18 protein-coding genes are annotated in these 21450 nt (G+C 44.9%); 7 read left to right on the top strand and 11 right to left on the bottom strand.

What is annotated here, in order from left to right; genetic code table 11:
• The first annotated feature begins 287 nt into the window (after positions 1 to 287).
• The 3 genes from MHB71_RS01760 (at position 288) to MHB71_RS01750 (ending at position 2044) form a co-directional block, all read left to right on the top strand.
• Positions 288 to 581 (top strand): DUF554 family protein, encoded by a 294-nt coding sequence (locus MHB71_RS01760; protein ID WP_340028664.1) that lies wholly within the window; start codon positions 288 to 290, stop codon positions 579 to 581.
• Positions 571 to 852: a DUF554 family protein gene (locus tag MHB71_RS01755; protein ID WP_340028663.1), complete on the top strand. Its 282-nt coding sequence runs from the start codon at positions 571 to 573 to the stop codon at positions 850 to 852. Before MHB71_RS01760 ends, MHB71_RS01755 begins: the two co-directional genes overlap by 11 nt.
• Before the next feature lie 154 nt (positions 853 to 1006).
• Positions 1007 to 2044 (top strand): alpha/beta hydrolase, encoded by a 1038-nt coding sequence (locus MHB71_RS01750; protein ID WP_340028662.1) that lies wholly within the window; start codon positions 1007 to 1009, stop codon positions 2042 to 2044.
• Here the strand turns inward: MHB71_RS01750 and MHB71_RS01745 are convergent.
• A complete protein-coding gene (locus MHB71_RS01745) occupies positions 2041 to 2634 on the bottom strand; it encodes a YdeI family protein (protein ID WP_340028661.1) in 594 nt (197 codons plus the stop codon). The two genes, MHB71_RS01750 and MHB71_RS01745, sit on opposite strands and share 4 nt — an antisense overlap.
• A gap of 261 nt (positions 2635 to 2895) precedes the next feature.
• Here MHB71_RS01745 and MHB71_RS01740 point away from each other — a divergent pair, with 261 nt between their 5' ends.
• The gene (locus tag MHB71_RS01740) at positions 2896 to 3117 is read left to right on the top strand and encodes a hypothetical protein (RefSeq protein WP_100529170.1); all 222 of its coding nucleotides are present in this window, start codon (positions 2896 to 2898) and stop codon (positions 3115 to 3117) included.
• 566 nt (positions 3118 to 3683) lie between these two features.
• On the opposite strand, the gene MHB71_RS01735 is transcribed toward MHB71_RS01740, so the two are convergent.
• The 4 genes from MHB71_RS01735 to MHB71_RS01720 form a co-directional block, all read right to left on the bottom strand.
• Positions 3684 to 4160 carry an EVE domain-containing protein gene (locus MHB71_RS01735; protein WP_340028660.1) on the bottom strand — a complete coding sequence of 159 codons (477 nt, stop codon included), beginning with the start codon at positions 4158 to 4160 and terminating at the stop codon, positions 3684 to 3686.
• Positions 4161 to 4186: 26 nt separating this feature from the next.
• The gene (locus MHB71_RS01730) at positions 4187 to 4723 is read right to left on the bottom strand and encodes a DinB family protein (protein WP_340028659.1); all 537 of its coding nucleotides are present in this window, start codon (positions 4721 to 4723) and stop codon (positions 4187 to 4189) included.
• A 67-nt stretch (positions 4724 to 4790) separates the two neighbouring features.
• Positions 4791 to 5738, bottom strand: coding sequence for a YafY family protein (locus MHB71_RS01725; RefSeq protein WP_340028658.1), 948 nt, complete (start codon positions 5736 to 5738; stop codon positions 4791 to 4793).
• Positions 5739 to 5954: 216 nt separating this feature from the next.
• A complete protein-coding gene (locus MHB71_RS01720; RefSeq protein ID WP_340028656.1) occupies positions 5955 to 9494 on the bottom strand; it encodes an S-layer homology domain-containing protein in 3540 nt (1179 codons plus the stop codon).
• 610 nt (positions 9495 to 10104) lie between these two features.
• Here MHB71_RS01720 and MHB71_RS01715 point away from each other — a divergent pair.
• Together MHB71_RS01715 and MHB71_RS01710 are read left to right on the top strand one after the other, a co-directional pair.
• Positions 10105 to 11064 carry a hypothetical protein gene (locus tag MHB71_RS01715; protein WP_340028655.1) on the top strand — a complete coding sequence of 320 codons (960 nt, stop codon included), beginning with the start codon at positions 10105 to 10107 and terminating at the stop codon, positions 11062 to 11064.
• 13 nt (positions 11065 to 11077) lie between these two features.
• Positions 11078 to 11422 carry a hypothetical protein gene (locus MHB71_RS01710; protein WP_340028654.1) on the top strand — a complete coding sequence of 115 codons (345 nt, stop codon included), beginning with the start codon at positions 11078 to 11080 and terminating at the stop codon, positions 11420 to 11422.
• 130 nt (positions 11423 to 11552) lie between these two features.
• On the opposite strand, the gene MHB71_RS01705 is transcribed toward MHB71_RS01710, so the two are convergent.
• Positions 11553 to 12014, bottom strand: coding sequence for a MarR family transcriptional regulator (locus MHB71_RS01705; protein WP_036617203.1), 462 nt, complete (start codon positions 12012 to 12014; stop codon positions 11553 to 11555).
• 136 nt (positions 12015 to 12150) lie between these two features.
• On the opposite strand from MHB71_RS01705, the gene MHB71_RS01700 reads away from it, so the two are divergent.
• The gene (locus tag MHB71_RS01700; RefSeq protein WP_340028652.1) at positions 12151 to 13029 is read left to right on the top strand and encodes an SDR family NAD(P)-dependent oxidoreductase; all 879 of its coding nucleotides are present in this window, start codon (positions 12151 to 12153) and stop codon (positions 13027 to 13029) included.
• Between the two features lie 69 nt (positions 13030 to 13098).
• Here the strand turns inward: MHB71_RS01700 and MHB71_RS01695 are convergent, their stop codons facing one another.
• From MHB71_RS01695 to MHB71_RS01675, 5 genes are all read right to left on the bottom strand, one after another.
• Positions 13099 to 13926 (bottom strand): sugar phosphate isomerase/epimerase family protein, encoded by an 828-nt coding sequence (locus MHB71_RS01695; protein ID WP_340028651.1) that lies wholly within the window; start codon positions 13924 to 13926, stop codon positions 13099 to 13101.
• 146 nt (positions 13927 to 14072) lie between these two features.
• Positions 14073 to 15395, bottom strand: coding sequence for an LLM class flavin-dependent oxidoreductase (locus tag MHB71_RS01690; protein ID WP_340028649.1), 1323 nt, complete (start codon positions 15393 to 15395; stop codon positions 14073 to 14075).
• The gene (locus MHB71_RS01685) at positions 15377 to 16573 is read right to left on the bottom strand and encodes an MFS transporter (RefSeq protein ID WP_340028648.1); all 1197 of its coding nucleotides are present in this window, start codon (positions 16571 to 16573) and stop codon (positions 15377 to 15379) included. The genes MHB71_RS01690 and MHB71_RS01685 overlap by 19 nt, the downstream gene beginning before the upstream one ends.
• A 154-nt stretch (positions 16574 to 16727) precedes the next feature.
• Positions 16728 to 17507 carry a hypothetical protein gene (locus tag MHB71_RS01680; protein WP_340028646.1) on the bottom strand — a complete coding sequence of 260 codons (780 nt, stop codon included), beginning with the start codon at positions 17505 to 17507 and terminating at the stop codon, positions 16728 to 16730.
• A gap of 238 nt (positions 17508 to 17745) precedes the next feature.
• A complete protein-coding gene (locus tag MHB71_RS01675) occupies positions 17746 to 21432 on the bottom strand; it encodes an amino acid adenylation domain-containing protein (RefSeq protein ID WP_340028645.1) in 3687 nt (1228 codons plus the stop codon).
• Positions 21433 to 21450 lie beyond the last annotated feature (18 nt).

Below are 21450 nucleotides of genomic sequence, written 5' to 3'. Positions count from 1 at the left end.
TGCAGTGTGCCTATGATCGGATATAGGATACCAAGTTCAGCAAAAATATTTTAAAAAAAGAATGAAACATAACGCACTGACTGTACTCCATGTGGGTGTGACAACGATGCTCCGTGTGAGAGAATTCTTTTACCTGACGTGCAGCTGTGGGATGAGATTAACAACGATGATTTGTCAGATCCAATCTGATCATCTCCGGTATTTTCCTAATTGTCACGGATGAACATGGTGTTCCTTATCTAGAACTGTTGAGCGACTCCCCATGGAAAGCATGGAAGACGTAAGGGTTGCGTTACAAGTTGGTGTCGATACCATTGGGCACGGTTCCGAAATGGACGACGAAATCATTCGTTGGTACCAAAATAAATTCAACGTCGTTCTTCTTCCTGACCTTAGGCGGGATCATTGGGCAACTGATTAATTTCGAGAACCTTTTGTCCAACATCATGACCAAATCCTCGTCCAATGGCTTAAATGAAGGGTTAACGGTTGCCATCTCATTGTTGTGCGTGGGATCGATCCCGATTCTGGGGCCACTACAAAGTGCATTACAGGGGGATAACACCTTTTTTGCAAATTAATACGATTTTCTCGGGCATTACGTCATTGATTCTGGCATCCACCTTCGGGATCGGCATCATCTTCTCAGCGTTCATTCTATTGGTCATTGAAGTTCTGGTCTTCTTCTCGGCTGATTTCTTATCCGTCTTCATGACGACAAACATCATGAACGAAATTACTCTGATTGGTGGCATCCTGGCGCTTTGTACCGGATTAAACATCTTGAAGATTACGAAGATCAAAGTGTTAAACCTGTTGCCTGCCTTATTTATTCCGATCTTTCTGCTGTAACTTCAGCATACTGAGGTCTTTTATGTCCAACCTGAGATGGAGAACAAATTCAATCTGGCGTACGATTTAAATCAATGACGAGTCACGTAAAATAGAATTATGAGTTTATGAACAATAATTACATCAAGACATTAAACCAGAGGAGACATATCCTATGAACAAAATGAAGAAAACAGGTTTGTGGCTAAGTGTCACGACCCTAACACTATCACTCGCAGTTCTTTACTTTCCAACATGGACGCCAAAAATAAAAGGCACAAACCCTATTCATGTATTGGAACAAGTTGAAATCAACGGTACAGGACATGAAATCATGATCAGAGGACAGGATCTGGACAACCCAGTTATCCTTTATTTACACGGGGGACCTGGTGCATCTGAACTTCCGTACGCGAAAAAGTACCAAGATTTATTAGAATCTAAGTTTACGATTGTGAACTATGATCAGAGAGCAAGCGGCAAATCTTATCATTTTTTCGAGGACTATTCCAATCTCTCAGCTGACTTGCTGGTCGAGGATCTACTAGCCGTCACGGATTATATTACTCAACGTCTAGGGAAGAAAAAGGTGATCCTGATGGGTCATTCGTACGAAACATACATAGGAACTCTTGCTGCGCATCGAGCACCCGATAAATATGAAGCGTACATTGGAATCGGGCAGATGGCAGATACACAACAGAGCGAGATGGACGGATGGAATTACGTTATGGAGCAAGCCCAGCTGGATGAGAATGATGAAGACGTAAACCAGTTGAAGCAGATCTATGAACCGATCAAACAAGGACAGGCATTCACGCCGCGAGATATCGTTAAACGTTATGGGGGCGCTTCGAGGTTGATGGACAGCCCGGACACCAGCTTTCTCGGAATAACGTTCAGCCATGAATACAATATGCTTGATGCCATTCGTTATAATAAAGGAATCATTTATTCACAAGAAATACTGATAAGTGAAGCCATGAGCCGTCCTTTGCCATCCTTGATTACGAAGCTGGACCTACCCTTTTATTTTGTCATGGGAGATTACGACTTTATGACTTCATCCCATACCGCCAAGGTGTTTTTTGACCAGATTGAAGGCAATCAGAAGGAATTCATTGCCTATAAGAACTCGGCTCACTATCCACATTATGAAGAGAAGCAAAGGTTTTTTGATTGGATGGTAGATACCTTTAAGCAAACACCTTAATCATTCAATCCTTTGCCCTCCAGGATCGGCTGCATGTACTTCTCGATTCGTGACACTTTTGTTTTGGATTGCTTCGGTTGTGAGAAATAATAGAGATATACCCGCTGACGTCCAGGTGTCAGTGCCTCAAATGCATCTCGGAAAGCAGGATTCTCTTCGAACTGCTGCTGGAGTTCCTCGGGAACGCTATATTCGGCAGTTTTTTTCATCTCCACTTGTAGTCCGGCTTGTTCCACTTCAATCGCTTGCTGGATATAGGCTTTGATCATAGCCTCCTGCTCCACAATCTGCTCCAGACTGGTGAAGCGAAGCTGGCGTTCTGCCTGTACATTCTCCGTTTGCTGGACCAAAATGCCGTGTGTATCCTTCAGCAGAGCACCTTTGAAAAACAGAATGGCCACGTATTCTTTGAATCCATGGATTAAAACGATGTTTTTTCCATCCAGCATGTAACAAGGATGCATCCATTTCATATCCTCTGTCAGTTCAAAATCCCGAATAATCTCTCTCAGCTTAGCGGACTCTTCCTTCCACGTTTTGAGTTTCTTCAAATAACCGTCAACTTTGCGATTCCCACTTGTATCCGTCATGGAGAAATACCTCTCTTTATCTCATGGTTTTATAGGTTCAATTGTACTGGTTTTCAGTGGATTGTACAGCGTTGCTTACAGAGCTTTTATTGACTTTTCCAAGTAAATTTAAACCTTCATAGAAACAAAGACCTTCCTGTTAGATGGCCTATATTTTAATCCAATCTCATCTAATAAGTTTCAATCGACAGTTCTCTATACCCATAGTAAAATAATGGAATGTCTATTGCCATAATTCCAACATACGAAAGGATGATTTAAATGAGAGAGTACACAGTTGTTCCAGGTCCGAAAAATGTTCAAGTAAACCGAGGTGATACTCAGGCTGCTGTTAATTTATTTGCGGATATCATCAATCACAAAGCACAATCCGGATGGATCTATCAATCGATGGAGTCGCTAGCTGTCACCGAGAAGCCCGGTTGTCTCCAGCAACCTGTTACAACGCATCATTATATGCTGATTTTCTACAGAGAGATTTAATAATAGTACAACAATCATGAGAAACTCAGAATCTGAGGAACTGATATTTAATAACATGCCATCCGAAGAAGAACTTATTAGACTCTTACATACACATCATGAAGAAAACGATCCTCGAAGCAGCTTCTATATAAGAACTCATGTTATTCCAGAAATCGATTGGTTGAAGTCTTTGCTTAACGTTTCACTTGCATTATTCACAGATCTAATCATCTCTATGATCTGTTTCTATCTCTTGAATCTATTCACCCCAGTATATGCTTTGCTAAGTGCCCAGATTGTTTTCATAGCAAGTATGTTATTCATAGTTCTACGACGTGTTAGAGTGATCCTGATATGGAGTATTAGAATTTATCAACGTTTTGCCCCCATTGAAGTGAGGAACAAATGTCGTTTTGAACCAAGCTGTTCTGTGTATATGATTCAAGCTATTGAGAAATACGGGGCGATTAGAGGTCTTTCCTTGGGCATCCAGCGTCTTCGCAAATGTAATATCAACGGTGGAGGATATGATTATCCATAAAGCAAAAAAGGTCCATAGGCAATCTATGGGCCTTTTGCTTTGGTTAACATTTCTGGCTTAAGCTAATATCCAACAGTGACTGTGTCTCATCTTCCAACATGGAGGAAGCTATCATCCTGAAGTCTTCAGCCCCAATTTCAAAGTGACCTTTACGAAATGGAAACCCCCAATTGCGATTCCCGCGTGTAAAACTGAGTTGGTCTAACAACGTTGCGATCTTTACTTCTCGACACGGAAGATAACGAAGATCTCGGCGAAAGGGTATAAAGGATTCCGACATCTGATATTGGTATATCCTGTCGTCGGTAATTTGACCAATAGCGGTAAACGCCTGAAGTGGCTGCCCTGTTGATATGTCTGTGCGTGGAGAATAGTATATCAGCCAATCACCCGCGGACATTTGTCGCAACAGCGCTGACTTGCCATGGCACAACTGCGCAAACCCTCCCTCTACGGCTACATTTACATGAGAAGCAGATACAACACCAATCCAATATCTGCTGTCCTGATTTGGTTTCATGGATATATCTCATTCCCTTCTCTCGTTTACATTTCCAGATTCGATTTCAATCGATCCAATTGCAAAAAATGATGTCTGTAGTGCATCTCTATCAACAAAAACCACTCCTGAGCATTTAGAGCGCCAAGCCTTGGATGACGTATTTTGTTGTTTACGGACGCTTGGTGTAAAACAGATGCCGTGCTTCTCATCCGATCCACTACCTCGTGAAGCCCATCGATCAAGGATCCCATACTCTCGGGTGGTTGCGGGGTGTACTGCGGGGAAGCAGGGACTTTAACAGGCACGGGAGGGAATTGTCCTAATTCAAACACTTGCCTACCCAGTTCTGTTTTTTCCTCACCCGAGTTTAACGTCGAATCCCCGCTGCTCAAACACTGCTCAATATTATGCAGATGCATGAAAAGCGCTGATTGAATCAAATGTACATACATCTGTCCAATGGACCATTCCTCTTCACTTTGTTTTTTAAGTAAGCTACCCATATCCAATTTGTTCAGTTCTGCCAAATATCGTTCTACTGCCGTTTCAAATGATTTCAATACTTCCGTTGTACTTCTCATCCTTCAACCCACTCCTCTTGATCTGTGATATATCAAAGTATAAAAAAACACTACTGACAGGTGTATGTCAGTAGTGTTTTAAGATGTTTTTGGCTACTTCCTGCATTCGGAAGCGCAAAGACTCCGGCTCCAAGACCTCGATATCTCCACCCCATCCAAGTAAATAATGCAATATTTCTTCCGGGTAGCGGACACGAAAATGAAAAACAACACCTTCCTCTTGCTCCTCAAATGCATCCATATAAAAATGAAGGGCCTCCATAATTTTGTCAGCAATTTCAGGATTAGCCCGAATTAATACTTGTTCGTTACGGTCCTCAGGAGGTCGATAACTGTTTAGATCAAAATCCGGTGGCAAAAGGAATTGATCCTCCAGCACGGAAAGTTCAGTCATCCGTGACAAACGAAAATGACGGATGTCTTGTCGCATATCACAACGTGCAATTAACATCCAATTCTCCTGAACCAGTGAGAGTCCGTAGGGTGAAACCTCACGCATATTATACCGATTGCCATCCGTTCCTGGCATTTTTTTCAGGTACATAAAACTGATTTTACGTTGCTCCAAAATAGCATTACGTATCTGGTTAAGGTATGTTTTCACCCGTGCTCGGGTTAAAGGTTCAACTGTATGAAGCAGTCTCATCGTTTCCCGAACACGCGTGGATTCATTACGAACGGATTCTGGTAAGATTGCTTCAATTTTTCGTTGAGCCGACTTAGCTTCCATTGCGTATTCTGTATCCATTCTCTGTTCGATAAAATCAGCTCCCATGAGCAGGGATACGGCTTCTTCTGCGGTGAAGCTTACCGGGGGCAGAAAATATCCTTCCATGAGGGAATACCCCTGGCCCGGAGCACCCATAATCGGAACGCCAGCTTCGCTTAATGCCTGAATATCTCGATATATCGTACGTACACTTGTCTCAAATTGAGCAGCTAAATCTTCTGCTCGTAACATCTTTCTTCGCTGCAATTCAAGCGTAATCGCAAGCTGCCGCTCCGTTTTGTTCATTTTCTAGCCCCCACCGTTTCATCATCCAAATCTAACTCATTCTATCACAGTAACTTGTCCTTTCGTTTCGTGAATTACAGCAATGGACCTTCTTACATGCCACCCCCGAAGAGATGAGCAACTCTTAATCTCAAAAAAACTGATACCCCAAAAGGATATCAGTTTTTTATCTACATTATATCTGCTGTAAATACGGTTAATTCTCTTTGTTACTTCTTACACGTACATGGCCAGCAACAAGTTATAGATCATCGTCGCAGCTTCCGCTCGAGTCGTTTCACTTCCTGCACGAACCGTATGGTCCGTATACCCACTCACAATCTTGGCCTGCACCGCTGTATCCAGTGCTTCTTGTGCCCAAGATGGCGTCTGCGATGCATCGGTGAAACTTGGTTTAACGGATGTATTACCAGACATTCCGGCTTGTGCATCTGAACTTACTTTCAGCGCATTCGCCATCATAACAGCCATCTCGGCACGGGTAATGGTCCGATCAGGCTTAAATGTGTTATCACCATAGCCTTTCACGATTCCGGCTTGCACGGCTGCGGCAATATCACCTTTTGCCCAGTCTGGCAGACTACCTTGATCTGCAAATGTCAGATCCGAATTCACGGACTTCAATGCCAGTGCCTTACTGAGCAACGTAACAAACTCTGCCCGTGTGATCTTCTTCGATGGTTGGAACGTACCATCTGTGTAACCTTGAATCACGTTCATGCCCAACAAACGATCTGCGTAGTCGGAAGCCCAGTGTCCATTCAGGTCAGACAGATTCACCGGTGTGTAACTGGACACAACGAATGTACCCAGATGATTAACATTGGCCGTTATGCTTCCTGCTGTATTCATCTTGCCACCAATAAATACCCAGCTCTGACGAGCTTCATTATAATAGTAGATTGCAGGTTGGGTCCCGTTAGGCAGATCTGCCGAATCCATATTCAGGCTCAATGTAGCCTGATCATTCAATGTTCTTCCGCCACTGCGGCTGATCTGTACAGCTTGTCCAAGTACATTCAGGGAAGCTGTATTCTGCAACTTGTCCTTGGCAACCACAGACACTTGCAGCGTATCCTTGGAACCAATGGCTCCCGATGGAACATTGAATTGCACGATGTCTTTCAAACCCGTTTGGACCGGCTGATTCGCTTCCACCTCTACCTTCACTTCAGTGGATGAATCTGACCCCGTTTCCGGGTTCGTTGGTGTGGTTGGAATGGTAGGCGTTGTTGGCACACTTGGTGTGTTTCCTCCAGAATTCCCACCAGAGTTGCCTCCATTACCTCCACCTGAACCTCCACCACCATTGCCTGAGCGGGCTTGTACAGTCACGGTACGGATAACTTCCTGTGCCGCATTGCCAGCGATATCCTTCACGTTATACCGAAGGGTGTAGATTCCTGCTGCTTGTGTGTTCACCGTGCCATCCACCTGCACGGAACCACGGATGCCGACATTATCAGAAGCCTGTGCTCCAGGCTCGTTGTACGTATCTCCTACGTTCAGCGTCATCTGGCTGCTACCTTGCAGGGTGATGACGGGAATCTCACGGTCTATTTTAATGACCAGAGGTAAAGTATACGTTTGTTCCAGATCGTCTGTTGCTCGGAATAAAAGGTTGTGCTCTCCCGGCTCCGTTACCTCCAAAGGTGTATTCTCTGTATAAAGTTCATACGTCTGCCCTCCATCACGGGACAACTCGATAATTGCGGAAGTAGCAGGCGCGTATACTGCGCTGGTTACACTAACCGTTACGGACTGGTTCGTCCATGTATCCGTGTGATACGGCTGGCCGTCAGCGGTAGTTATGTTGCTTTTTAACACCAGCACCTGATTATTCGTGCCTTCCACAATAACAGTGAACGTTTTGGGTTGAGACTCTGTGCCACGTTGCACGGTTGCCGTCAGTTCCAGTCGCTCATTATTGTCCGGTTGCGTTAGCAGCTTGCCCTCGTTATTCATTAGTTCCGGCTTGGAGCTGGACCAACTAATGGTTGCCCCGTGTTTCCCTTCAACAGGAAGGGTAAGATCGGAATGGACCGCGTTCAGATCGCCCAGATCGATTGCTTGAAGCGTATCGGTTACCGCCTGTGCATCACTGTAAGGTGTGGCACTCATGAAGATTGGGTTGGAGTAGAACCACAGATCGCGATAGTTGCTATCGTTAATTTGATTAAAACGAGTCGTTGCATCAGCTGTCGTATTTTTCGGATCAAGCTGCGGTTCACCATTTACAGTCTCACCTGTCACGTTCATGCCCAGATTCGTACCGCGCAAGCGGAAATACTTGTCCTGGTCTGTAGCTTTGATCTTGGTTGTGATGACATTATAGCCTTCGGCATCTGTCGTCCAATCGTTGGATGTGAAGGTAGCCAGTACTTTGGTAGAGTCGTTGGTGTCTTTGGTATATGCGGCTGTACCCTTCTGGGCTTTGGCTGTCACATCCCCAGCGATGAGATCAACGTGATCCACCACGGGTACTTGTCCAGCGGACGTGCCGCTGTTGATTGGATTTTCATAGTTGTTGCTCGTCGTTGGACTCTTGAAGCGAATCTTCAGCTCTACTTCATCGCCTTGAGTCACATTAAGGTCTCCGCCCATCTCAACCTGAGCACCCGCTCCGGAAGCTGTAAAGTCCAGTGCGTTGATCAGGTCGCCGAATACGGAAAATGATTTTCCCGAACGCAGTCCATCCAGTACTGCCTGCATGCCTGTACCCTCAACCCACGAATAGGTCTTAGCATATTCGCCAGGAAAATAACCACTGGAATTCGTACCAATTGTCTTGAAGTGGTAGTCCGAATTGCCATAGTTCCAGAAGTGCCGTCCTTCTCCCAGCAATGCATCCCATAGTCCGCCAACCTTGGCGACCATATAGTCTACACCGCCGTATGTACGGTATTTGTATCCATCATCTGCGGTCGGATTAGCTACATTGTAGCTTGTGTTGTACCCTCCACGATCCGGTTCCATCTGGTTACCCAACATGCCTTCGATACCAAATACCACTTGTGGAGCCAGATCGTTGAACTCACGGAAGTCCGCGACGGTATATTTGTTTTTGCCGCGTGAAGGGTGGTTGATCATCGCATAACTTGTCGTTGGATAGTTAGTTGCGAGCCAATTGATGGCGGTTAGGGCATCCTGATGAGTCGTGTACGCACGCCCTCCGTTCTGATCCCATTTGGTTACGTCCGCCGCATTAAACAGGTTCGCTGCGCGATTCGTGAAACGGTATTCGAATTCCTTGGCAGCGTTCAGCGCTTCGGTTGAGTTAGGCTCATCCGTAAGAATCCCCACCCCAACATGTTCATGTGTCGGCATGTCCCATTCGAAACCGGAAAAGATCGTTTTACCTGCGTATTTGCCTGCATCCTGAAGTGCCTTGATCTGTGGTACCTGATATTCATTCATTCCTTGGGACATGGGTATCGGTCCACCCGAAATGTCGTTCCCGTTGTGATCTCGTTTGGATAACCGCAAATGATCCGTAAGCGCGATCCAGTCCAGCCCATATTTGGTTAAACCCGCGTCGAGCACGTTCTCCAGTGAAACCTGTGCATCATCAGACTCAAACGTATGTACATGCAAATCTCCCGTTTGCCAAGAACCTGTTGCCGAGCTGTTGATCGATGTGTTGTCCCCCGCATCTGCATACGTTATCGCAGCAGGGAAAGCTCCCATCACCATCACTGTAGCCAAGGGTATAAGTGTAAGCATAGCGAGCATTTTCTTGCCTTTATTAATAAACAAAATCATCCCACCACCCGTTCTGAGTTGTTGTGTCGGGAGTAAATATAAGAGACTTTTGGGGGCAGGGTCAACGGCCTGGAAGCATGTATTTAAAATTTTACATATACCTGCATTCTTTCATATTCCGTTAAAGGTTACTCAAGCTTTTTCTAACAGAGTCATGCTCTGTACTGCTCCAAATTAGGATATTGAATCTAGGGATAATGCTGCAAATAGGAGGCGATACAAAATTCAGAGATTGTTCACGATTCAGGAAGGTTCCCCCACTGCTGTGGATCATTAGGAGGAGAACTAGCGTAGGAGGAATGATGAAGTGGAGAAGATAGTGGGTTTTGTAAAAAAAATCAGGATTTCGTATACGCTGAGCATAGGAAAAAAGCACCCACGAACTACAGGCATAATATGCCCTTAAGCCGCAGGTACTTTGGATTGAGCAGGATTTTGATTCAGCCTTTACATCTTTACTTTTGTGAACTGGGAACGAGTTATTTGTGAAATCCGACCTATCTCCACTTTATAATTAAACTGGAAAAATACGATATATACACCGATAATGTTGAAGATGGCTAACAACGCAAAGATCATTATTCATTGAAGGAGTTGCACACTTTTGAAAAGATTCTATCTAGGTTTTGGATTAACGATCATCGTTATCATTGTACTATTATCAAGCTCTACTCCAACAGAAGCAGCATCGAAGAAAGTAAACTTAAAATTGTCAGATGGAGGGACGTACTATGGTGAAGTATTAAACGGGAAACCTCATGGTAAAGGAACCGCGAGATGGGGAGAAACCGAAGTTTACTCTGGAGATTGGGTGAGTGGTAAGCGGCAAGGAAAAGGCAAGTATACATATACATTAGTTGAAGGTGGAGGTGTCCCCTTTGAGGATTACAATGAATCTAATATGGGCCATGGAACAGGTGAATTCACTACAAAAACCTACACCGGATCATGGATTAATGATACATATCATGGTAAAGGAAAAGAAATTACGCAATGGTTAGAAGTACAGTATCTTACTTCTGATGGCAAGGTTTACCCTGTAAATGACCGTTACAACAACACCATTAACGATGGAACATTCAATCAGGGCAAGATGTCTCAGGGATATTACGCAATCCACTCTTCAGATACTGTCTCACTAGGGCATACCGATCATACGACTACGATTGCTCTCAAAAATGATTATTTCAACGAAAAGTTAACCGGGGATAAGGACTTTTTTGACACGATTATCAATTATAACAAGAAACACGGTTCTTCAGAAAAATATATCGGGATTAAACCATCCGAATTCTCCAAAGGCACATTAACTAGTGGCAAATTCACGGGGGTTACGCATCTAATCGATTATAGTAATTCAGTAAGTTATTCTAAACAAGTCATAATGAACGATAACGTATTAAAGGAGCATCACATAACATCTGCCGTCTTTGATAAAGATCGCAAGAAAATCATTAGTGAATTCCTGCAAGCTATTAGGCCCTATTCAGTCAAAATCAATACCATCTCTGACGAGATTATGTCATTAAAAGACATTAACTATGAGGGAATGATCCCTAGGTAGTGGAGGTCACAAAATGAGAAAAAAGCGATGGATTGTTAGTATAGTCATTTTGATTATCATACTTTTCATGAGCGAATTGATGATTTTGTCCTCAGGAAAGGTTGGCGTTCTCAACATAACGCAGAGAGTCATTTCAGGTGCACCTCATGTTATCGTTGAAGGGCAGACACTGTCTTACCAAGGTAAGGTTCATTGGGAGGATATCCAAAGTAGTATCGAAGAATATTCCGTAAGCGATGAAGGAACGGTCTTGTATAAAGCACTAGGCACCCCTGTCCCACCACCTTGGATATATGTGAGAAAAGGAAACTATCAGGGTTTCCGATATAAAATCCCGCAGCTTCCCTGGAAACTATAAAATGATCTGAGAACTTCACGAGCGGGCATCATCAGATGTCCGCTTGTGCTATGAATTTGTAGTCTACCTCGCTCAATGGTGACATCTCCTATGGTTCAGGTATCAAATACAATCCACACTATTGTTCCTCTCACTTTTCTTCCAATCCATTAAACTGCCTGAGCATGGCGGTGAAACGCTCCAGTTCCTTATCATCCCATCTGGATATACGGTTATAAAAAGCTGACTCCTTCTCCTTGAGCGCACCAACCGTCGATTGTTGACCAAGTTCCGTAAGAGATAGTAACACCCCGCGCCGATCCTTGGGGTCTTGCTCTTTGCTAACATATCCCGACTTTTCAAGTTGTTTGATTAATCGGCTGACCGAGCTGCGGTCCATTGCATTTGCTTCTGCCAAAGCCGCGGCGCTTGTTGGGCCATAGGAGTAGAGCCACCGTACCAGTTGAAAAGCGGCAGGTTGCAGGTTCGCATCAAAACGCTCGGCAGATCGAACGTTAAGCGCATGCGAAGCACTGATCAGTGCATGAATCTGCTCACCCAGCGCTAGCTCGAGGGTTGCTCTATCTTTGGTTTTGACTGGATTTTCACTCATTATTGTTAACTCCCTCTCCTCGATACATGAAAGTAGACTTCCGGAAATATAGTTGACAAATATCAATTAATATTTATAGTTGATTTATGTCCATTATATAATTCCGAATCTATTCGTGTCAAAAGGAGATCTTCTCATGAAAACTAAACATCCCATTATTGTAATTACCGGAGCAACAAGCGGTTTAGGGCAGCTTGCAGCCATGGAACTCGCCAAACGCGGGGCACATCTTATACTCACAGCCCGAAGCAAGGAACGTGCAGAGGCTACCAGGTACAAAATTAAGGAGATCATGCCTTCTGCCAAAATCGAATTTTTCTATGGAGACTTGTCCTTACTGAGTGATGTAAAACGTGTTGGGCTTGAGATTGCAGCCGCTTATCCGCGTATAGACGTACTTTTGAATAATGCCGGACTTCATGCTTTTGAACAGAGAGTCACGTCCGAAGGATATGCCGAGATGATAGCCGTCAACTATTTGGCACCTTGGCTGTTAACGCACACCTTGCAGTCTTCCCTGATTCAATCCGGCCATGCCCGAGTCGTCAATGTTGCATCTGAAGCTTCGCGGAATCACGGCACCCTGGTGTTGCCAGATGACTTAACGAATATCACTCCTTTTACTGCACGTGGTTCCTCTCCAATCTATGGCAAAACCAAACTGCTCAATATTATGTTTACTGGTGAACTAGCCAGACAATGGCGTGGAACCGGAATTCGCGTAAATGCCTTGAATCCTGGCTTTAATGTTACGGGTCTTGGACGAGAGCTATGGTTTGCAAGTGTGCTTGAACGCATGTTAACCTTTTTGCACATCGGCGACCCGCGCCGGGGTGCGGATATCATTACTAGGTTGGCTGTGGATTCGAAGTATGGCGAGGTATCAGGAGGATATTTTAATGTGGGAACTGGAGCATCTATTGTTCCTATACATCCTGGCGGAGATGAGGGCATGCAAAACAGACTGTGGATCGTTACGAAACAACTGATGAAAGATCACGGCGTGCTGGATTAATTGAACAAGAACAGGGGTGTTCCATAAGCCATAAACACAGCTAGGAACACCCCCTCCTTTTTTCAGTAATTAGATTGCTGCAAATACCTTGTCAAAACCTGCTTTCGTCTTAGCGAACAGTTCACTTGAACTTAGATTCGATGCCGGTGCCAGTACTTCCTGAGCCACCACACCATTGTAGCCAATCGCCTGCAGGTTTCTCAGAAACCCACTCAGATCAATGACCCCTTCGCCGGGATACAAACGCTCATAATCCAGTAATTCCTCGATCGGCAAATCATAAGCATCGTTGATATGGACATGAACAATCTGCTCTTTCTTCAGCTTCAGCAGATCTTCCATCGGTAAACCATTCGTATGCCAGTGATAGGAATCTACCAGTAAACCTACGTTAGGCGCATGGATCGTCTCGATCCAGTCCAGCGTATCTTCCACACGCCAGATAAACGGATTCTTCCATTGCGTCCGCAAATGGTGGCAGCCAACAAACTCCAGCCCTAATCGAATGCCGTAAGCGTCCAAGATATCTGCGCAAAGTCTCAAGCGTTTCGTAGCCGCGGCCATAAATTGCGCTGCCGGTTGATCCGTTGAGGGTAAAATATACGTGCAACAGCTGTAACAATCCAGCGAAGCAGAGGCTTCTGCCATAGAGACCAACGATTGCAATCCCTCACGAAACTGCTCATCTGTCGTCCGCCACTCTACCGCCAGGCCCGATGAACCGATGATCACCTGATTGCTTTCCAGCAGATGTTGCGCCTGTTCCTTGCCATACGTTTCAATCAATGAGAGCGGATTCAAATCTACAGATCCGAATCCGTGCTTGGCCGCTTCTGTGATATATTGTTCATCAGACTCGATATTGCCCAGTCCCGCATTCGTTAACCCTCTAATCATCCCAATCTCCTCCTGTGACTCGTCTGGAATTGCAGCTTGTGTATCATTTTCTTTATCATTTTATAATAGCAGTACTCTCCGAAAAAGAAACCATCAAAAAAGAGCCGCAACAACGTTACATTAACGTCATTACCGCTCTAACATCTCTATCTCACACGCTCTAACGTATATCGATTACGCGGAATCTCAAGACCCAGATTCTCCCTTAGCGTCTCATGTTCATACTCCGTGCGGAACAGCCCTCGTTCTTGCAGAACCGGAACAACTAGCTCTACAAAATCTTCCAAGCCATTGGGCACCACGGTACGAACATTGAATCCGTCTGCCGCTTCGCCTTCAAACCATTCCTGAATCCGATCTGCGATCTGATCCGGTGTACCAATGAACGATGTACGTGGAGTGGATGCCAGCAATGCCACTTGACGCAAGCTCAGCCTTTGTTCTCGTGCCTGCTGCTTGATTTTGTCTGTTGTACTGCGGAAGCTGTTGCTGCCAATCTCCCCAATCTCGGGGAAAGGTTCGTCCAGCGCGTGCTGGGAGAAGTCATAATGATCGAAGTACCGGCCCAGATAGTTCAACGCTTGATCAACACTCACCAGTTCGGCAATTTCCTGATACTTCTGCTCCGCCTCTTCCGCTGTTCTACCCACAATGGGGCCGATGCCCGGGAAGATCAGGATATCCTCTGCCTTGCGTCCATAAGCCACCGCTCTTGCTTTCACATCCCGGTAGAACTCCCTTGCTTCCTCCAGCGTCTCATGTCCTGTGTAGACGGCATCCGCCGATCGGGCGGCCAGATCTTTACCAGATTCAGATGAGCCCGCCTGAAAAATCACCGGATGCCCCTGCTTCGAACGCCCTACATTAAGCGGACCCTGTACCGAGAAGTGCGCTCCCTTGTGATTTAGCGTATGTAGCTTGGCAGGATCGAAAAATACGCCCTGTTCCTTGTCTCCGATAAAGGCATCGTCCTCCCAGGAATCCCAAAGGCCTTTGACCACATTCAGATGTTCTTCCGCAATCTCGTAACGCAGCGCATGGTTGGGATGTTCGCCTTTGCCAAAGTTAAGGGCCGATCCTTCCAGAGGTGAAGTAACAACATTCCATCCGGCTCTCCCACCGCTTAATTGATCCAACGAGGCAAATTGCCGCGCAACCGTGAAGGGTTCACTATAGGAAGTAGATAATGTAGCAACCAGTCCGATGTGGGAAGTTGCCCCGGCGAGTGCGGACAGAAGCGTGAGAGGTTCGAAGCGATTGAGAAAATGAGGATTGGACTTCTCGTTGATAAAGAGACCATCTGCAATAAAGAGCAGATCGAATTTCCCTTTTTCCGCGATACGGACCTGCTTCTTGTAGAACTCCAGACTAACGCTCGCGTTAATGGGAATATCCGGGTGACGCCAAAAGGAAATGCTGTTACCCACTCCATTCAGATTGGCTCCCAACTTCAATTGTCGTTGCGACATATATATTCCTCCCTATGTTGTGATGATGATACTGCCCAAGCCGCTCCAAGCAATACAATGCCTGTGAAGAGAAAAATAAACGGAATACCGATCCATCCACCTAGAAAACCACCGATTAACGGTCCAAGCACAATACCGAACTGACTCGCCGTCTGACTCAGACTGACAGCCCTCCCACGAAAATCATGATCAGCATACTTGATGATCAGCGCATTAAGCGCCGGATAGACCGCGGCAAAGAACAAACCATAAACAAATCGCAGGCTGCCAAAATAAATCAGATTCGTTGCCGTCATTTGCAGCAGACTGCCAATTCCGCCGCCAATCAGACCGATAAACAGGGTTTTCTCGTACCCGATCCTTCCACCAATCTTGCCCCAGCGCGGCCCCATTATGACGGTTGCCACACCAATCGCCGAGAAGACAATACCTGCACTCAGTGTTGCACTGCCAACATCTCCGCCAATCTCTACGACATAGAGCGTCAGCACCGGTTCGATGATGAGCACGGAGGTCGAGACTAGGAGAATCAAACCGTAGATTCGCATCAAACCCGGCGTGGAAGCCGCTCTTTTCAAATCCCCTATGATCCTTGTTGGAACTATCGTACGAGCTTGTCGTGACTCCTTAACACCGAGGACCATCAGTGCCGCGAGTAATGTAATGGCAGCAGATGCAATGAAACATCCCCGCAGTCCGATCCAGTGACTTAGCACACCTCCAGCAAGAGGACCAAGAATCCCGCCCGCAGCGCTGGCCGTGGAGATCACGCCAAGTGCATAACCCACCTGTTTCTCCGGAGTATTGGTGCCAATCAGTGTAATCGAGGCGGGATGAAAACCAGCCATGAGTCCCTGAAAGACCCTTACCGCGATAAACGTATACGGATCGTAAACAAAGAAGTTAGCCAGATGTGCAATGCCTAGCCCCACTCCGGAACGGACCAGCATCAGTTTGCTGCCATATTTATCAGCCAGTGATCCCCAGAAGGGTGCGCATAATCCACTGATCAGAAAGCTGATGGAGATCGAAATACCGGACCAAGCTTCTAGGCCGCTCTGGATACCAAGATCATTTTGCAGAAATATAGGAAAGAACGGAACGGACAGCGAGTACGCCATATGATTAAAAAACAGGCCGAACCACAGAATATACAGATTTCTCTTCCATTGTGGCATCTTGGCATTCTCCATACTATATAATTCCTATATAAAAAGTAGGTTATTATCCATATTAGGGTAACGTCATCGGAAAGTATAATAGAAAAGTTCAATAGACCCATTCAAGAATTAAATGAATGAGTCTATCTTATCGTCGATACATCGTATTTAATTATTGTCCTAACTGTGATTGATACTCGTATTCGAATACATGTTTCATAATAGCCAATTCCATATTTTTCAATTCAATGATTTTATCAAGCATGACATCATACTTTTTGTATACACCCTGCTCCATGATGAATTGATTCATATACATGACCAGATTACGGAGTTTCAAAGCTTCGCTAACCAGCTCTTCCAACCTTATTTTTATCGAAGGATCGGGGAGAAAGTCAAGTATGGCTTGAGCAAGCAGTTGTTTATGTTCGTAAAGCAGGTGAAAAGGATGTATAGCAAACGGCTGATTTTGCATCCCTTTCTTCTGCATCCCCAGCATCTTAATCATCTTATCGTATATTTCACTTCCAAGATAACGGTGATCCTTTCTCAGAATACTGCGAACTTGATTAGTCTCTCCTACGTATTCTTTCAAAATATTCATTAGATCCTCTTTGGAGAACTGGAGAACCGTTTCATAATAATATTCACTGGGTTCCTTATACTCATCTGTCTTTTCAATGGCCCATATTCCGTTTAGGTAATCCGTAGACCATTCAGCATCGAAATTCGAATCTTGAATAACAGTGATCTCATCATAGGGAAGCCATTTCTCACCGTAGAATCCATCCCAAAAATCATGGCACAGAAACTCTTTACGATCCGAATCGAATCCAGAGATGAATACCTCATGCTTACCACCGCCAGGAATATTTCTCAGGAAATAAATATAATTATTCTTTTGAATTAGTTCCACTAAAAAATCTTGCAGTTCCCACTGTTTTAAAATCATATCTCTATCGTACACCCTTGTAATCAACATAGGGCATGTCGACATTTTGAATTTATGCCAAGGATAATATTGTGAACAGACGTCCAATCCATAGCCCCCTTCATCATTGTGACTTAGGATGACCAATAGAAAATTATGATAAATCCAGCTACGTGAACGCTTGTCCAAATCTAGCATGGAAAAGAGACTCGCATGATGTGGGTAGGTAGTCATTAGAGGCTCGTTCATTTGCAATTTTTTAATCATGACTGATCTCCAATCCTGAGCAATTTATTAAGTTATGCTTCTCCAGTTCATGAATGGCTTCCAGCTTGCTTGTGAATTTTCTCCACTGATTATGTGTCATATTCTCCCGATATACCGCCTTCGCCAGCACGTTACGTAACTCCCTCCAATGATCCTGTATTGCCTGAGCAGCAGAAACAAGATCGGTATGATGTTCATATAACCGTTGCATACGATAGGTTTCGACCTTTTTGGCATTCACAATGTCTACAATGGATTGTAGAACAAGTTCAGCATAGGCCATATCAGGTGAATCTTCTTCTTCATTGAACTGATACGTCTTCTGTATGAAGGACAGAAGATGACTCATTTCCTGATTAATCTCCCCTGGTGTAACGCGTACATGATCAATAAACATGTCACGCAGTTCTCCCAACATTATATTGTTTCTTTCATGTGCGACAGTTTCACAAGCTGAAAATGCATAGAACGTGGGTACTTCTTCTTCCTCCATGAAAAGCCGTACGAATCCTTCATAAGCTTGTACAATATCATTCATAGGCATCTCCATCGGTTGATACGTGAGATTGTCCCGGTGATCATGTTCTATTACATGGAACACTTGCCGCTGGAGATCATACCCATAGATTAATAAGGAATGAGGCCAGTGGGTACGTAAATACATGTCTTTGCGCAAGGACTCGTAATAACAGTCCACTCGGATAATTACTGGGCGGTTCAAATTAACCGCCTCCATAATATCTTTTCGTACATCCTCGCTGTAGGTCTTCGTTTCATAAGTTAGCCCCATACGTTCAATTAGCTGGGCATCTGATAATACAGCTTGATACTCTAATCGGAGTATGCCCTGATGTTCATCGAATCTATAGTGCATTCGGTCGTTGATCATCACAGGCAGTACACCAATTGAATAGAGGTTTAATACGGGAAAAAGTGAATTATAGAAGCAGTTTTTGTAGAAAACATCATTAAACGGCTCTATTCCTGCGATGATAACTATTGGCCTATGGGAATGATGTAATATAAGGTGATCCGCTTCCGCTGTTGCCCCGACTTCTTCGGTAAATTGCTCCATTGCACCATCTGTCTCTCGCATATCCTGCTCTTCAAGAAGTATCTCTTTTTCAGAGTTATACTCATCCGCTTCATACCCCTTGTTTCGAAGCACTTCAGCCAGTGATTCAATGGTCTCATACCGCATCACTTCATCAGCAGTAAGCGGAATACTCTGCCTCTCCATATCCGCCTCAAGTTTGATGACATTCAGTGAATGCCCCCCAATTTCGAAGAAGCGGGCATGAACGTCAATCTCTTTCAATTGCAACAGATCCGACCACAGTTCAGCGAGCAACTGCTCTAATGCATTGCGTGGCAGTGTAGTATCTGTCCCTTCTCCCTGTAAGAGCAAAGGATCTGGAAGAGCTTTTCGATCCAATTTCCCATTGGCCGTATATGGCATATGATCCAACTTGGTGTATCTGGAGGGCAGCATATATTCAGGCAACTCTGCCAGCAAAAAAGATCGCAATTGCTCCTGATTGATACTTTGGCTCTCCGTTACTGTGTAATAGGCACATAACAGGGACTGCCCATCCTGATCTGACCGAACTGTGACCGCAGCAGCCGAGATAGCCGGGTACTGGAGCAATCTGTTCTCGATCTCCCCGAGTTCGATCCGATAACCACGTATTTTCACTTGAAAATCGGAACGACCCAGATACTCCAGATCTCCATTAGCATTGAGACGTGCGAGATCTCCCGTTTTATACATATAAGCGCCTTCATGAAAAGGGTCTTTTACAAACCTCTCGGCCGTAAGCTCAGGTCTGTTCCAATAACCTCTGGCTACTCCATCTCCTGCGATGCATAACTCTCCCGTTGCTCCGATTGGCATATGCCGATGCCGCTTATCCAGAATATAAATACGGGTATTGGCAATCGGATGACCAATCGAAATTGTCGAGGTAGGTGAAAGTTCCTTAATGCTCGACCATATTGTTGTTTCTGTGGGACCATACATATTGTAGATGCGGGCAGAGGTCATCCCCGCGACCTCCTTATACAAGGCATACGGTAGAGCTTCCCCTCCAATCATCAATATTTGAATTACGCTCCATACCGGTGAATCGACTGTAAGCCCAATCTGAAGCATTCGCAGTCGAGAAGGAGTTATTTGTATTAATTCAATGTTGTGAGTAACAATTAGATGCGCAATACGGCTTGGACTTAACTGATCCTCCTCGACCGCCATTATCAGTGTTAACCCGTTAGCGAGTGCCCCAAGCGTTTCCAGTACAAAGATATCAAAGGAGAATGTTGTGAGGGCGAGAATTCGTTTGCCAGCTTCAAAAGAAATGCTGCGGGATACACCTTCCACAAAGTTTCTTAGTGCCAGATGTTCAATCATGACCCCTTTTGGCCTGCCTGTAGATCCGGAAGTATATATCAAATAAGCCAACTGCTCCGACGAAATAACAGGCAGTGAGATATGTTGGTCATCCCAGTCTTCCATGCGAGAAATATCGATTATTTGGCCTGTATATATGAGTGAGCCGATTAGATCGGGCCTAGTTAGCAAAATCGCAGCCTGGCTATCCTCCAGCATGAACTGCAAACGATTATTTGCATATGCAGGGTCCATCGGCATGTAAGCAGCCCCCGCCTTAAGTACACCCAGCATAGCCAAGAGCATGTCTTCCGATCGCGTTAACAGAATTCCTACAACGGAACCTGACCTTACTCCCTGAGCTAACAGGTATTTCGCAAGTTGATCTGATTTGCAATCCAAGCTTCGATAGGTAAGAATATTATCTCCGCAGATCACTGCGGGATTATCCGGCTGTTGTGCAGACCAAGACTGGATCATCTGGATGATTGAACGAGCTTCAGGAAAACGTATCTCCGTATCATTCAGATGTTGAATAACCTGGTCTTCCTTGCGCGAGAGCATCTTTATATGATGTAATCCCTCATCTGGATGGGTTGTACAAATAGAGAGCACACGCATCACATGGTCTACAATCTGTTCAATAATTGCTGGAGAATATAATGCAGCATTGTAATTCATTCGTAACGCCAGCCCCACTTTAGACATTTGAAGTGAAAACACCATATCGGCCAGGGGCCCTGTTTCCTGCAGATTCTCCTGCATATTGTCCATTCGAACCACAGTGGCCACTCTTGGCAAGTCTGTGCCCTCATGACCAAGCAATTCAAGAATTTTTTCCAATGAAAGATGGTTATACTTTTTGGCTGTACCTACAAGGGTCCTGAGTTGAAGAACGAGTTCCTTAAAAGAATACTCATCACCAAAATTGATGCGAACAGCACGTAGTTGACTTGAATTTGCTGCACCAGACGAAGCGGGAATACCTACAGTTATATCGTCATTGTCCAGATAACGGTGTAACACATATGTGACACCTGCCAGAAGAAGAATAAATGCCCCTGCTTCGGTGTTCCCGGAAATGCGAAATATTTGTTCTGAAACAGGTTGAGGAAATGCAAGTTGCATCTCCTCAAACATTTGCTCACCCCATGTTCCCCTCGTTTTATCACCAGGGAACATACTGAATTGAAGGTCCCCTGAGAGATGGTTTAGCCAATATTGCTTCTCCTCTTCGAACTTTCGGCTCGACAATAGCAAATTTTGCATGAATGCACCTGGCTCTGCTGACAATTAGCACGCCTCCCATTC

The sequence above is a fragment of the Paenibacillus sp. FSL H7-0940 genome (assembly GCF_037979415.1).
GTDB lineage: Bacteria > Bacillota > Bacilli > Paenibacillales > Paenibacillaceae > Paenibacillus > Paenibacillus amylolyticus.
This window is presented reverse-complemented; position numbering and strand designations above follow the sequence as displayed.